The sequence below is a fragment of the Rhizobium sp. BK512 genome (genome assembly GCF_014194915.1).
Lineage (GTDB): Bacteria > Pseudomonadota > Alphaproteobacteria > Rhizobiales > Rhizobiaceae > Rhizobium.
Genome location: NZ_JACIAS010000003.1, coordinates 465,220 through 479,040 on the forward strand (window position 1 = coordinate 465,220; position 13,821 = coordinate 479,040).

Annotated in this window: 12 protein-coding genes; 7 read left to right on the plus strand and 5 right to left on the minus strand. The window is 61.6% G+C overall.

Annotated features, from left to right (window positions below; translation table 11 throughout):
* Position 1: 1 nt before the first annotated feature.
* Genes FHX06_RS13030 through FHX06_RS13060 form a run of 7 tightly spaced genes read left to right on the plus strand, consistent with a single transcriptional unit; the run spans position 2 to position 7,295 of the window.
* On the plus strand, positions 2–643 hold the full coding sequence (locus FHX06_RS13030; protein ID WP_112546500.1) for an ABC transporter permease: 642 nt from the start codon (positions 2–4) through the stop codon (positions 641–643).
* A complete protein-coding gene (locus FHX06_RS13035; RefSeq protein ID WP_183879563.1) occupies positions 640–1,572 on the plus strand; it encodes an ABC transporter ATP-binding protein in 933 nt (310 codons plus the stop codon). Before FHX06_RS13030 ends, FHX06_RS13035 begins: the two co-directional genes overlap by 4 nt.
* A gap of 15 nt (positions 1,573–1,587) precedes the next feature.
* Positions 1,588–2,667, plus strand: a complete 1,080-nt coding sequence (locus tag FHX06_RS13040) for an LLM class flavin-dependent oxidoreductase (RefSeq protein WP_183879565.1) — start codon at positions 1,588–1,590, stop codon at positions 2,665–2,667.
* Positions 2,664–3,983 (plus strand): LLM class flavin-dependent oxidoreductase, encoded by a 1,320-nt coding sequence (locus FHX06_RS13045; protein WP_183879567.1) that lies wholly within the window; start codon positions 2,664–2,666, stop codon positions 3,981–3,983. Before FHX06_RS13040 ends, FHX06_RS13045 begins: the two co-directional genes overlap by 4 nt.
* 11 nt (positions 3,984–3,994) lie before the next feature.
* Entirely contained in the window at positions 3,995–4,996 is a 1,002-nt protein-coding gene (locus tag FHX06_RS13050; RefSeq protein WP_183879569.1) for an ornithine cyclodeaminase family protein, read from the plus strand.
* Positions 4,993–6,477 (plus strand): histidine ammonia-lyase, encoded by a 1,485-nt coding sequence (hutH, locus tag FHX06_RS13055; RefSeq protein ID WP_183879571.1) that lies wholly within the window; start codon positions 4,993–4,995, stop codon positions 6,475–6,477. The genes FHX06_RS13050 and hutH overlap by 4 nt, the downstream gene beginning before the upstream one ends.
* 5 nt (positions 6,478–6,482) lie before the next feature.
* Positions 6,483–7,295 carry a phosphate/phosphite/phosphonate ABC transporter substrate-binding protein gene (locus tag FHX06_RS13060; protein ID WP_183879573.1) on the plus strand — a complete coding sequence of 271 codons (813 nt, stop codon included), beginning with the start codon at positions 6,483–6,485 and terminating at the stop codon, positions 7,293–7,295.
* Between the two features lie 92 nt (positions 7,296–7,387).
* Here the strand turns inward: FHX06_RS13060 and FHX06_RS13065 are convergent, their stop codons facing one another.
* From FHX06_RS13065 to FHX06_RS13085, 5 genes are all read right to left on the minus strand, one after another.
* Positions 7,388–9,133 carry a glycerol-3-phosphate dehydrogenase/oxidase gene (locus FHX06_RS13065; RefSeq protein WP_183879575.1) on the minus strand — a complete coding sequence of 582 codons (1,746 nt, stop codon included), beginning with the start codon at positions 9,131–9,133 and terminating at the stop codon, positions 7,388–7,390.
* A gap of 39 nt (positions 9,134–9,172) precedes the next feature.
* Entirely contained in the window at positions 9,173–10,681 is a 1,509-nt protein-coding gene (locus FHX06_RS13070; protein ID WP_183879577.1) for an FGGY-family carbohydrate kinase, read from the minus strand.
* Positions 10,682–10,717: 36 nt separating this feature from the next.
* Positions 10,718–11,560, minus strand: coding sequence for a DeoR/GlpR family DNA-binding transcription regulator (locus FHX06_RS13075; protein ID WP_113014564.1), 843 nt, complete (start codon positions 11,558–11,560; stop codon positions 10,718–10,720).
* Positions 11,561–11,695: 135 nt separating this feature from the next.
* Positions 11,696–12,643, minus strand: a complete 948-nt coding sequence (locus FHX06_RS13080) for a D-ribose ABC transporter substrate-binding protein (protein WP_112546459.1) — start codon at positions 12,641–12,643, stop codon at positions 11,696–11,698.
* 106 nt (positions 12,644–12,749) lie between these two features.
* Positions 12,750–13,802 (minus strand): ABC transporter permease, encoded by a 1,053-nt coding sequence (locus FHX06_RS13085; RefSeq protein ID WP_113014563.1) that lies wholly within the window; start codon positions 13,800–13,802, stop codon positions 12,750–12,752.
* Between the last annotated feature and the right edge of the window lie 19 nt (positions 13,803–13,821).

The following is a 13,821-nucleotide window of genomic DNA, read 5'->3' on the forward strand; positions in this document are numbered from 1 at the left end:
GATGTTGAGCACCGCCTTTTTCTGGATCGTCGATCATCAGGACGAATTCTTCCGCGCGCTCGGCCAGCATCTCCTGATGTCCGGCGTGTCGCTTGCGCTTGCGCTTGCCATTGGGCTGCCGCTTTCGATCCTCATCGTCAATTACGGTCGCTTTGCCTTTGGCGTCATCAACATCGTCAACGGCCTCAGAACCATCCCGAGTCTTGCGATCCTGGCGATCATGCTGCCGCTTCTCGGTATCGGCATCCTGCCATCGATCGTGGCGCTGACCGTGCTTGCCCTGCCGCCGATCCTGCTCAATGCCTATGTCGGGTTGCGCGATGTCGATGCCGATGCCGTGGAGGCGGCGATCGGCATGGGCATGAACAGAGGCCAGGTCCTGCGCAAGATCCGTATTCCACTCGCAGCCCCTGCGATGTTTGCCGGCGCGCGCACTGCAGCTGTCCAGGTGCTGGCCGGAGCGACACTCGCCCCTTTCATCGGCGGCGGTGGGCTCGGCGATTTTATCGCCACCGGCATCGGCATGATGGACATGTCGCGGCTCATCGTCGGCGCCGTGCCGATCGCGATCCTGGCACTCGCCACCGAATTCATCCTCGGCCGCGCCGAGAAGCACCTGTTTGCAGAAAGAACCGCCGCATGATCCGCATGGAAAATGTCACCAAGCGTTACGGTGAAAGTGCAGCACCTTCGGTGGATCACCTGACGCTCGATGTGCCCGAGGGCTCGACGGTTGCGCTGATCGGCCCATCTGGCTGCGGCAAGACAACGACGATGCGCATGATCAACCGGCTGATCGAACCGACGGAAGGGCGCATCTTCGTCAATGGCGAAGACGTGACAAAAGCCGATCCCGTCAAACTTCGCCGCCATATCGGTTACGTCATCCAGAATGTCGGCCTCTTTCCGCACATGACGATCGCCGAAAATATCGCTGCGGTGCCGAACCTGCTCGGCTGGGACCAGCCGCGGATCGCCAGGCGCACAGATGAACTTCTCGATCTCGTCGGTCTCGATCCGAAGGAAATGCTGAAGCGCTATCCGCGCCAGCTTTCCGGCGGCCAGCGCCAGCGCATCGGCGTGGCGCGCGCCCTTGCCGCCGATCCCTCGGTCCTGTTGATGGACGAGCCCTTCGGCGCCATCGACCCGATCGCCAGAACACGCCTGCAGGACGAATTCAGGCAAATTTTGAAACGCGTGCGCAAGACGGTAGTGCTGGTCACTCACGATCTCGATGAGGCAATTCGCCTCGGCGACCGGATCGCCATCATGCGTGCCGGCAAGATTGTGCAATATGATGCGCCGGATGCGATCCTTTCCCATCCTGCTGACGATTTTGTTGCGAATTTCGTGGGTATCGATCGCGCAATCAAGCGGCTCAGCCTGTTTTCTGTTGCCGACGCGATGCGGCCTGGTGTTCCCTCTTCACCCGCGACCAGTGTTGCCGCGAGTGCCAATCTGCGCGATGCGCTGTCGCTGATGGTCGCCGCCAACAGTGACGTGCTGTCGGTGGTCGATAGCGGTGGCATCGTTACCGGGCAACTGACGCGCGACGCGATCTTCTCGATCTGAGTGCAGGAGTTTCTGATGCATCTCGGTTTTTCCCTGACACCTTTCGGCCATCATCCCGCCGCCTGGCGCGATGCCGGAACGCTCGAACATCTCGGTTTTGATGCGCTGCTTTCCCAGGTTGTCAAAGCGGAGGAGGCCGGTTTCGATTTCGTCCTGCTTCCGGACCGGCTCGGCACCAGGCCAATCGATGACCTCTCGCCGGTCGCCACGCCCTTCGAGCCGACGACACTGGTCGCAGCCCTTGCGACCCGGGCGCGCCGGATCGGCTTCCTGGCAGCTGCCGCAACCAGTCAGCATGAGCCCTATAATCTCGCCCGGCGCTTCGCCTCGCTGGACCAGATCAGCGGCGGACGGACAGGCTGGGTAGCCCTTCCCGTATCCGGCGAACTCGAACGCGACCAGGAATATCTCGGCCTTGTGAACGCGCTTTGGGACAGCTGGGATGACGATGCCTTCATCTACGACAAGGCTGAGGGTCGGTTTTTCGAGCCAGCCAAGATGCATGTGCTCAACCACAGGGGCGAGCATTTTGCGGTGCGCGGTCCCCTCAACGTCAATCGCTCACCGCAGGGCAAACCGATCATCGCCCAGCTTCTGAGTCGAGATAACATAGCATTGGCGGCGCAAAGTGCTGAAGTCCTCCTGCTTCAAGATCGGACGCCGGAAAGTACAAACGAGACGGCGGTCGACTTTGTGCGCCTGCTTGAAAAGGCGGGCCGCCGACGGCAGGACGTGCGGATACTGGCCAATGTTGTGCCAGTCGTTGCCGAAACTTCCGAAGCGGCGCAGGCGGCAAGCGATGCGCTCCGATTTGGTGAGGCCGACCGGCTTAGCCAACCGCTTTCCGCGTCGCGTCTGGTGGGTACGCCAGCCGAGATCGCCGAATCCCTACGGGGATGGCTCGCCCTCGGGCAGATCGACGGTTTCACGATACTGCCCCCGACCGTCGCGATAGGGGATTTGTTCCTGACGAAGGTGGTTCCGGAGTTGCGCCACCTCGGATTGATCGAGGCGAATGCAGGTAAGACCTTGCGCGATCGTCTTGGTCTTGCCCGTCCGGCTCATCCGGCGGCAGCATTGGAGCAAGCAGAATGAGCAGCGACCGCAAGATGAGACTTGGCGCCTTCCTGATGGCGGGCGGGCATCACATCGCGGCATGGCGACATCCGCAAGCCTATGCTCACGCCGGTGTCGATGTCGATCATTTCATCGAGCTGGCCCGCATCGCCGAGCGGGGCAAATTCGACATGCTCTTTGTCGAGGATGCCGCCGCCATCCGAGAGCGCAATCCGGAAATGGCAAGCCAGGCAGCGCGTTCGACGGCATTCGAGCCGCTGAGCCTGCTTGCAGCTCTTGCCGTCAACACCAGTCGTATCGGCCTCGTGGCAACGGCGTCGACAACCTATAACGAGCCCTACGGTCTTGCCCGCACCTTCGCCTCGCTCGATCAGCTAAGCGGCGGCAGGGCAGGCTGGAACCTCGTCACCTCGGCAAGCGAACTCGAGGCGGAGAATTTTGCGAGCAGTGGCCTTCGCCCGCATTCCGAGCGCTACGAGCGGGCCGAGGAATTTGCCGATGCAGCACTCGCGCTTTGGGGTGGCGTCGATGACGGAGCCTATTTTCCTGAGGGCGGGGCTCGGTTTGCCGATCGTACGAGGCTTCATCCCGTGCATCGCCGCGGCAAGCATTTCACCGTCGAAGGCCTGCTCGAAAGCCCACGCTCGGCCCAGGGCAGGCCGATCATGGTGCAGGCGGGCGCATCCGATGTCGGCAAGGAACTTGCGGCCCGAACCGCAGATGTCGTGTTTGCCGCCTCGCAGACGCTTGCCGAAGCACAGACCTATTATGCCGATGTGAAGTCGCGGCTCGCCAAATACGGGCGCAAGCCCGACGATATCAAGATCATGCCCGGCATATCGCCGATCGTCGGCACAACCGAAGACGAGGCCAAGGCGAAATACCAGGCCCTGCAGGAACTCATCCCCGACGCCGTTGGTGTGGCCCTTCTTGCAAGCTACCTCAGCATCCAGGATCTATCGGCCTATCCGCTTGATGGTCCGCTGCCCGACATGCCGCAGACCAACCTCATCCAGAGCCGCCAGCAGTTGATCATTGATCTCGGCAGGCGCGAAAACCTGTCGATCCGCGAACTTGCCCGCCATTTCGCCGGCGCGCGCGGCCATTGGCAGGTCGCAGGAACACCGGCGCAGATCGCCGATGCGATGGAAGAACGCTTCAGCGAAGGCGCCGCCGACGGCTTCAATGTCATGGCCCCGCTCTTCCCCTCGGGGCTTGAGGAATTCGTAGCCCATGTCGTGCCGGAACTGCGTCGCCGCGGCCTTTTCCGCGAAGACTATGAGGGCCGTACGCTTCGCCAGAACCTCGGCCTCGGCGCGCTGATCAAACGATAAACGAGATGACAATGGATCCGATCTATATCGACTATCTGAATGCCTTCGACATCGAGGCGCTCGACCTGACCAATGATGAAATCCTGGCGGCGATCGAAACTTCGCTCGCCGCCCAGGGCAAGGGCCAGACGGTGATCGAGCCGCGCGTCCATCTCGAGCCGGATGCAAGCTTTCACGGCCATTTCAACGTCTTGCGTGGCTATGTGGCGCCGCTCGGCCTTGCCGGAGTGAAAGTGGTAGGTGACTATGTCGACAACTACAAGCTCGGTTATCCCTCCGAATTCGGCGTGCTCAACCTCTTCGACCCGCGCACTGGCGTGCCGAAGGCGATCCTTGATGCAACCGTCATCACCGACATGCGCACCGGCGCCGTCACCGCGCTCGGCGCCCGGCATCTCGCCCGAAAGGATTCGAAGGTTCTCGGTCACATAGGCGCGCGCGGCACGGCTTACTGGAATGTCCGCCTGCTCGATCATCTCTTCGATTTTGACGAGATCCGCGTACATTCGCGTCGGCCCGAAAGTCGTGATGCGTTCGGCGCGAAGCTGGAGGCCGATCTCGGCAAGAAGATCACGGTGGTCGACAACTGGCGCGACTGCGTCGAGGGAGCAGATATTGTCGTCGAGGCATCGCGGCTATCGCAGCCCGAGCCGCTCCTAAAGACGGAGTGGATCAAGAAAGGTGCCTTCGTCGTGCCTTATGGCACGATGAGCGCCGTGGAACTGTCCCTGACCGACATCATGGCCAAGCTCGTCGTCGACGACTGGGGCCAGTGCAAGACCGGCAAATTCGGCTCGCTGCGCGCCCATGTCGAGACCGGCCGGCTTTCCGAGCAGACGTTGCATGCCGAACTGGGGCAGGTCGTCGCCGGCCTGAAGCCGGGCCGCGAGAGTGAGGACGAGACTATCCTGCTGTGGCATCGCGGCCTGTCGCTCAGCGACATTGCTCTTGGCCACGCGCTGCTTTCCAAGGCGCGCTCGGCCGGTATCGGTCAGAGACTGCGTTTCGCATGACCGGGATCCTGCTGACCGGTTCCGGCATCACCATTGCCGACATAGAGGCGATCGCCCGTCGCGATGCCACGGTCGAGGTTTCCGGCGCGCTCCGTGAGCGGCTGATTGCGGCGCGGCACATTCTGGAAGGCGCTGCAGCTTCCGGCCAGCAGATCTACGGCATGAACACCGGGCTCGGTGCCAATCTGAAGACAGCCGTGACCGGCGATTTCGAGGCCTTCCAACTGCAGCTGATCCGCGGCCGCGGCATGGCGGTCGGTGAAGCTCTGCCGCGCGATGCGACCCGTGCCGTGATCGCCGCCAGGCTCTCGATGCTGGCAGTCGGAGGATCCGGCATTTCACTGCCCGTGTTCGAGGCGCTGCTTGCCATGCTGAACGCCGGTGTTCATCCGGTCATGCCCTCGATTGGTTCGATCGGTGCGGGTGATCTCGTGTTGCTCTCTGCCATGGCCCGCGCCCTGATCGGCGAAGGGAAAGCCGAGTATCGCGGCATCGTCTACCCGGCGATTGAAGCGCTTGAGCTTGCGGGCCTTGCCCCAGCAAGCCTGCAACCGAAGGACGGGATATCGCTTCTCAATGCTTCAGCCATGTCTGCTGGCCGTGGCGCGCTCGTCCTGTATGATGCCAAAGAACTACTCGATGCCCAGCGCCGGGCGGCTGCCTTGAGTTTTGAGGGCCTTGCCGGCAATCCGCTCATCCTGTCACCGGCGATCCAACGCGCCCGGCCGGCAGCGGGCCAGGCAGACGAGGCCAACCGGCTGCTGCAGATGCTTGAGGGCTCGACGCTTTTCGAGGCGAACGCCGCCATCCAGGATCCGCTGAGCCTGCGTTGCGTTGCACCCATCCACGGCGCACTTGTCGATGCGCTCTTGAGGGCGGTCGAAGCCGTCGAGATCGAGCTCAATGCCGCGGCCGATAATCCCGTCGTTCTCTTGGAAGAGCAACAGGTGCTGTCATCAGGCAATTTCCAGACGCCCGCACTTTCGCTTGCCTTCGAGACACTGGGCCTTGCGATCGCTCAGGCGGCTGCGGCATCGGCTGCGCGCTTCATTCAGCTGACGGGCCCGGGTCGCAATGGCCTGCCGCGCTATCTTTCGCCGATTGGCGGTCCATCGGCCGGGTTCGTGCCGATGCAGAAGACGGTCGCGGCGTTGATGGCCGATATCAGGCACAAGGCCAATCCTGTCATGCTCGACTTCCTTGCGGTCTCGGAAGGCGTCGAGGATCATGCAACGCAATCCTCCCTTGCCGTGCGCAAACTCGGAGAGATGCTGGAACTGTGGCGCGTGCTCATCGCCTGCGAAATGCTCGCAGCCGCTCAGGCGGTCGACCAGCGCCCCGGACACCGTTGCGGCGTGGGGACGGCAGAAACCCATGCGTTCGTTCGAGGCATCACACCGGTCATGACGGAGGATCGTTCGCTCGGCGAAGATGTGGCCATCCTTGCTTCCCATCTGCTCGACGAGCACCACGGCGGGTGAAAAGCATGCGTCTCGCCAGTCTTGCAATGTACGTTACGCCGCAGCCGCTTGCGGATGCAAAAGCTGAACTCTGGTCGTTCCTGCGGCACTATCTTGGGCAGGCCGGGCTTTCGGATCCGCCGGAAAACCTCGATGCGACGATCCCCTACGACGAGGCCTGGCTGCATCAGGACCTGCTCTTTTCCCAGACCTGTGGTTACCCCTATGTGAAGCGATTGCGCGGCAGGGTGCGTCTCGTGGCGACACCGGTCTATGCCCATCCCGGCTGCGACGGACCGATGATGCGCAGCTTCATTGTCGTGCGCCGAGCTTCCACCTTCGTTTCAGTGCAGGACCTGCGCGGTGCGACGGCCGCGATCAATAGTCCCGACAGCAATTCCGGGGCAAATCTGCTTCGCGCCGCCGTCGCCCCTCTTGCCCGCAATGGCCGCTTCTTCGGTGGCACGGTCGAGACCGGCAGCCATGGCGGCAGCATCGATGCTGTGTCGAGTGGGCAGGCGGAATGCGCTGCAATCGACTGCATCACCTTTGCCAATCTCCTGCGTTTTACGCCTGCTCGCGTCGCAGGCATCCGCGTTCTTGCCGAGACACCCGCAACGCCCGGCCTGCCCTTCATTACAGGGGCAAAGGGTTCAGATGCGGATGTGGCACTGCTACGCGAAGCGCTGGTCGCTGCAATCGCCGAGCCATCGCTTTCCGGTGCGCGCGATACTCTCGGTCTCGTTGATGTCGCGATGCTCACAGATGCCGACTACGAACCGATTCTGTCTCTTGCCCGAAGTGCGCTTGACACCGGCTACAGGGACTGGGTCGATTGAAGCCTCCGGAGGCGTCAATTCATAAGATCATTCTCGCTTCCGCCTTCGCGAAATGCTCTGCGGTCGACGCGCGTTCTGCTCTTTCCTGGATCTCATCTGCTGACGGGACGAGCACTTTTTTCCGGCTCGATATCCGGCGTGCCTGCTGCCAGCGTCTGGCCGTGAAATTCCTTGAGCAGGGAAACAACGTCATCGATCTCATGCGCGACACGCGCAGCGTCCCAACCGAGCGCTTTCGCGGCGATGCCGGCAATGTCCGTCAAACCTGCATAGGTCACATGACCTTCGATCGCGATCGTCGTGCGCCGCAACACGATATCGGAGAGATGGACCACAAGCTCGTTGCGCGCGATCCAGTCGATCTCGCGAAAACTGTAGTGTGTAGCTCCCGATAACCGCCGCTCGTCAGGATGATCGGAAGGGAACATCGCTACCGCCTCGGCCGTCGTTCCATAGCGGTTCAGAAGTTGTTCCGCGCGCGCGGCCGGGATGCTTGCAGCTGTGGCGATCCTGTCGATAAAGCCCCGTCTCGCCTGCGCATCGACCGGGAAAGCCTTTCCGCCGCCGATCGCAAGGTAGCGGGTCGATTGCTTGCGCGAACGCCCGAGCCGGGTCAGGACACTGTCGGCAACCTCCTCGGCAAAACCGCGAAATGTCGTCCACTTGCCGCCGACCAGCGACATGATGGCAAAAGGCCGCTTGCCATCCGCTTCGATGACCGGTGCCGAATGGTCTCGGCTGATCAGGCCGGGCGCTGTTCCGCCGGAGGCGGGAAGAGGCCGGATGCCGCTATAAGTGTAGACGATCTGGTCGCGATCGAAGCGCAGCGTCGGCAGCAGCGATCTGAGGCTCTGCAGGAAGTAATCGATCTCGGGTTCTTCGCAGCGTACGGCGTCTGGGTCGCGGCTCGGGATATCCGTCGAGCCGACGAGCGCAAGCCCGAGATAGCCGTAGACCAGGCAGATACGGCCGTCATCGGCTTCGAAATAGATCATATGACCGTTGAGACTGCGCACCAGTTCGGGATGATCAATCAGGATATGCGAGCCCTTGGTGCCGCCGATCAGCCGCGAAGGCGCACCGAGCGCCTCGTTGACATGATCGATCCACGGGCCTGCCGCGTTCACGACGAGCTTCGGCCGCACGATGAATTCAGTACCATCCTCCCGTTGAAAGCTCAGACGGCCTTCCGATGAGGCAGTCAGCGTCACGAAATTTGCTGCGACACATTGCGGGTTGGCTTCCAACCCATCCTTGACGAGTTCGTAGACGAGACGTTCCGGTCGGCTGATTTTTGCGTCGTAGTAAATGCCGCCGGCGACAATCGCCGGCGTCACATGCGGCATTTCCCGTCTGGCCTTGTTTTTCAGGATCAGCCGGTGGCGTGGCATCACGCGATCGCGTGAGCCGAAAAAATCGTAAAGGGAAAGCCCGATCTTGATGAGCACGGCGCCGCGGCTGCGTGGGGCCGTCTTGGAGCCGGCCAATGTCCGCAGTGCGGCCCAGATGCCGCGTGTCCAAGAGAAGACCGGAATAAATGTCGGAAGCGGTTCGACGCAATGCGGCGCATTTTTCAAAAGCAGATTGCGCTCCAGAGTGGATTGGGCAACCAGGCCGAACTCACCGGTTTCCAGATATTTCAATCCGCCGTGGATGAGGCGGGATGGCGCTGCGCTGGTCCCGGAACCGAAGTCCGATTTGTCGACGATCATGCAGTTGATGCCCTGAGCCGCGAGATCGCGAAACAGACCTGCACCATTGATGCCTGCTCCAAGGATCACGACGTCGACATCGTGCTCGCGAATATCCAGGCTGCGTCCAAGCGTATTGGGGGTCATGGTACTGCCGTCCTAAACTGCGGCCGCTGCCGCACTATCCTACGCAAGGCCGGCGATCTTCGGCCAAAGCGGCGTCATTGTTTCTGCAATTTCGAGGAAAAGCCGGTAGCGCTTCTCATACTCGGCGCTGCGGGCGCCGTCCGGCTCGCAGGTCTTGCCCTGCTTGTCCGTTTTTGGAGCTCTCTGTGGGTCCGGGTAGAGACCTGCGGCTGCGCCGGCACAGATGGCGGCGCCCCAGGCCGCGGCTTCATCGGTGCCGGTCACGGTCACCGGCATCGCAAGCACATCGGCAAACATCTGCGCGACTGCGGGGTTGCGTGACACGCCGCCGGCAAGCCGTGCTTCCTTGAAGGCGAAACCGTCGCGCAGCGCGTCGACATGGATGCGATGGTTGAATGCGATGCCTTCCATGACGGCCCGCAGCATGTCACCGCGGTCATGCCAGCCGCCGAGCCCGAAGAAGCTTGCGCTTGCCGATGCACCGTAGGGCGAGCCGAAGAGATAGGGATGGAAAAGCACCGGCGATGGCCGGTCAAAAGCCGCGTCGATCTCGGATGCCAGCAATGCGTGAATGGACGTGCCCTTGGCTTCGCAGTCTGTCCATTCGCGGCCGCAGAGTTTTTCGATGAACCATTCGTAGTTCGCGCTCGATGCAGGCGAAATCGACATGCTGTTCCAGACGCCCGGCGCAATTCCATTGCGGCAGAACCAGCGTCGATCGACACGCGGTTCAAAAGACAGCGTCTCGTTGATCGAATAGGTGCCAGCAATGACGGCAACGACGCCGTCGGCATAACCACCCGCGCCGAGCGCCGAGGCGGTGACGTCGTGCAATCCGGCCGCGACGGGCGTGCCTTCCAAGAGGCCGGTCAAGCGCGCTGCATCGGCGGTAATTCGTCCAACGATCTCGTCCGAGCGCGAGGCTGGCGGCAGAGCATCGGCAAGCGCCTGCAGACCGAAGAGGCGCAGGGCGTCATCGCTATAGTCCTGCGTCCGGACATCGGTGAATGAGGTGCTTGCTTCGGTGCGATCGGTGCCAATGGTGCCAGTGAGGCAAAATCGGAGCCAGTCCTTGCAGCTCATGATATGGCCGATACGTGCAAACCGTTCCGGCTCATGGTCCCAGATCCAGGCGAGCAGCGCCGAGGGGGCGGAGACGTGCGGCACCTGACCTGTGAGAGCAATCGCCTCGTCGGAGACCTCATTCTTCGTCCATCGATCGATGATATCGCCCGCCCGGCTATCCAGCGACACGATTCCGTTGCCAAGCGGCTCACGCGTCTGATCCAGCACATAAATGCCATCGCCATGCGCCGTCGCCGCCACGGCCTGGATATCGCTTGCCGGACGGCCGCTGAGTGCGACCGCCTCACGGATCGCCTCAGCAGTTGCGGTCCACAATTCGCGCATGTCCCGCTCCACGAAACGCGGCCTCGGAATGAGCTGGCTGACGCGCCGCCGGGCGACTGCGATCGGCGTGCCGTCGATATCGAAAATGACAGCCTTCGTGACGGTCAGTCCACTATCGATCCCGAGAAGGCTCGGCATGCACATTCACCTTTCTGTCGTGACCGGGCGGTCCGGTCACATGCGCTCGTGGCCGGTCCTGGCAACGACGACGTTGATATCCCTGGACCGCATCCGATCGATGTGAACGGGGAGGGTCTTGTCGTCGACGATGACGACGTCGAATTCATCGAGCGACGCGAAGCTGTGAAGCGCGCGCCGCTCGAATTTGGTGTGGTCGGCAAGCAGGATGCGTTTGACGGAACAGTCGAACATGGCGCGTTTGGTATCGACGGTTTCGGGTGACTGATGCAGCACGATGCCGTCGTTGATGGCCGACATGGAAATGAATGCGATATCCGCCCGCAAGCCCTTGATCTCGGTGATCGTCATGCGTCCCATAAAGGCATTGCACCAGTTATAGTACTGGCCGCCGAGCGCCAGCAGGGTAACGTCGTGCATGCCGGTCAGCGCATTCATCAGGGTCAGCGAATTGGTGATCGCGGTGATCGGCACCTTCGAGGAGAGATGCGATGCCATCTGCAGGACGGTGGTCGAGTCGTCGAAGAAGATGGCCTGTCCCGGTTCGACGAACTGCATGGCAGCTTCGGCGATCACTTTCTTTTCCGCCGACTGCCGGCTCGAACGGTAGACATCGCTGGATTCAATAAGGTTGGTGGCTGCCGCCGTAACGATGCCGCGTGTTTTTCGGAAGATCCCGCGGCTCACGAGTTCATCCACATCGCGATGCGCCGTCATCAGGCTGATGCCGAAGCGATCCGTCAGATCTTCGATGCGCATCGAACCTTCGCTCATCACGGCCTCCGCGATCATGCGCCGGCGCGCGACCTGACGCGTCTGACGGCTGTCGCTGGTCAGCTGGTCCAACAGCTCATCGCCCTGATTGGTCTTCTGTGTCACGGGTCACCCTTGTCGCTGAATTCCATATCCCAGCTTCGTATAGTGATTGCCATGCCAAGGCAAAGAAGGCGAAAGCGGCTTGATGTGGTTGAAAGGGTCGATGGAGGGCGCCCGGATGGGCGCCCTCCATCCTGATTACTGGGCCAGAACGAACGGTCCGGTGTACTTGTCGATATTGTCCTTGGTGATCAGCAGGCAATCGAACAGCTGCTTTTCACTCTTGGCGCCGGTGCTGCCCGTCTTGATGAAGTTGTCAGCCTGCTTGACGGCCTCTTCAGAGAAGACGGCGACGGGCTGAAGGACGGTGTATTGCAATTCGCCGGCCTTGATCGCGGCGACCGCATCCGGCGAACCGTCGAAGCCACCGACCTTGACATTGGCGAGCTTGCCAGCTTCCTTCAGGGCCGAAATGGCACCGAGCGCCATTTCGTCATTGCCGGAGATCACGCCGATGATGTCGGGATTGGCCTGCAATATGGACTGCATCTTGTTGTGACCCTGGGTGCGGTCCCAATTGGCGACTTCCTGGGCGACCTTCTTGAGGTCGGGATACTGAGTCAGGACGGTTTCGTAGCCGTTCGAGCGGGTGGCAGCGTTGTTGTCGGACGGCGCGCCAAGGAGTTCGGCATAGTTGCCCTTGTCGCCGACTGCTTCGACCCATTGCTGCGCGCCGATCGCAGCACCCTGGGCATTGTTCGAAACGAGCTGTGCCTTGGCAAGGCCTTCCTGGTTGATCTCGGCATTGACGAGAATGACCGGGATGCCTGCAGCAACCGCCTTCTTCACTGCTCCAACCGAGCCGTCGGCATTGGCGGGGTCGAGGATGATGGCGACCGATTTGTTGGTGATGGCAGTGTCGATCAGGTTGCTTTCCGTGTTGGTGTCACCCCTATGCGCGCTGACCGTGGCTGTGTAGCCGAGCTTTTCGGCTGTTGCCTTGGCGACATTGCCTTCCGTCAGCCAGTAGGGGTTGGACGGATCATTGACGATGATCGTCATCTGGCCTGCCGCCCAGGCGGAGCTGACGAGAATCGGGGCGACAGCCGCGGCTGCCAGAAGAATGCGCATGCCTTTCTTAAACATAGTCTCTCTCCCATTTGTGAGTTCGGGTGCTGCCGGAAACCGGCGGTGCTTTCCGCGATCGGCCCTCTGGAAATCCAGTTGCCGTCGCGGATAAGTTCTGCTGAAGTCAGGACGATTTTGTCCGGCGTCCGTATTGGATGCTGTTCATGAGGACGGCGAGAACGATGACCGCGCCGGTAAAGACGGTCTGCCAGTAGGCCGAGACGCCGATGATCACGAGCCCGTCCGACAGGAAGCCGATCACGAAGGCGCCGAGCATCGTGCCGCGAACGGTGCCGCGCCCGCCGGTCAGGGCCGCTCCGCCGATGACGACGGCTGCGATCGCCGTCAATTCGTAGGTCGTGCCGGCGGTCGGGCCGGCGGAGGTCAGCTGCGACGACAGGACCAGACCGGCAATTGCCGCGCAGACGCCAGAAAGCACGTATACGATGATCTTGACACGCTTGACCGGCACGCCCGAGAGATCGGCAGCGCGTTCGTTGCCGCCAGAGGCGTAAAGCCAGCGGCCGAACGCCGTTCGGCTGAGGACAATGCCGAAGATGATCGCAAGCACGGCGAGCACGATGACACCGATCGGAATGCCCGCGAGGCGGTTGAATCCGAGCCAGTCGAAGCCGGTATTGCCGAGTTCGGGGCTGCCGTCGAGATCGTTGTAGGTCAGGCCATTGGTCATCAGCAGCGCGACACCGCGGGCGACATAAAGCACGCCGAGCGAGGCGACGAAGGCGGGTACCTTCAGATAGGCAATCAGCACGCCGTTGACCGCGCCGACAACGCCACCGAGGACGCAGGTGATAACCACGACGGCCCACACCGGCGGATAGAGAATGACGCCGAAGGCGTCCAGCGTCACACCCTTCATCATAAAGCCGGCAATGCAACCCGCGAGCCCGAGCGTCGAGCCGACCGAAAGATCGATGCCGCCATTCAGGATCACCAGAAGCATGCCGATCGCCAGGATGCCGAAGATCGCGACATGCGAGGCCATGGTCAGGAAGTTACTCAGGCTGAAGTAATAGGGCGACAGGAACGAGAAGACCGCAATGATGACGATCAGCGCGAAGAAGGCGCGGCCTTCCAGGATCAGGCGCACGAGGTTGATGTTGCGCTTTTGCCCATGCGACACTGACTGCTTTTCTGTGATGTTCGTGACTGACATGATCAGTGCTCCATAATTC

Excerpts from the sequence above, each read along its gene's own strand:
- FHX06_RS13080 (WP_112546459.1), bottom strand. The coding sequence starts at position 12,643 with ATGTTTAAGAAAGGCATGCGCATTCTTCTGGCAGCCGCGGCTGTCGCC.
- FHX06_RS13070 (WP_183879577.1), bottom strand. The coding sequence starts at position 10,681 with ATGCCGAGCCTTCTCGGGATCGATAGTGGACTGACCGTCACGAAGGCT.
- FHX06_RS13085 (WP_113014563.1), bottom strand. The coding sequence starts at position 13,802 with ATGTCAGTCACGAACATCACAGAAAAGCAGTCAGTGTCGCATGGGCAA.
- FHX06_RS13030 (WP_112546500.1), top strand. The coding sequence starts at position 2 with ATGTTGAGCACCGCCTTTTTCTGGATCGTCGATCATCAGGACGAATTC.
- FHX06_RS13050 (WP_183879569.1), top strand. The coding sequence starts at position 3,995 with ATGGATCCGATCTATATCGACTATCTGAATGCCTTCGACATCGAGGCG.
- FHX06_RS13035 (WP_183879563.1), top strand. The coding sequence starts at position 640 with ATGATCCGCATGGAAAATGTCACCAAGCGTTACGGTGAAAGTGCAGCA.
- FHX06_RS13065 (WP_183879575.1), bottom strand. The coding sequence starts at position 9,133 with ATGACCCCCAATACGCTTGGACGCAGCCTGGATATTCGCGAGCACGAT.
- FHX06_RS13040 (WP_183879565.1), top strand. The coding sequence starts at position 1,588 with ATGCATCTCGGTTTTTCCCTGACACCTTTCGGCCATCATCCCGCCGCC.
- FHX06_RS13060 (WP_183879573.1), top strand. The coding sequence starts at position 6,483 with ATGCGTCTCGCCAGTCTTGCAATGTACGTTACGCCGCAGCCGCTTGCG.
- hutH (WP_183879571.1), top strand. The coding sequence starts at position 4,993 with ATGACCGGGATCCTGCTGACCGGTTCCGGCATCACCATTGCCGACATA.
- FHX06_RS13045 (WP_183879567.1), top strand. The coding sequence starts at position 2,664 with ATGAGCAGCGACCGCAAGATGAGACTTGGCGCCTTCCTGATGGCGGGC.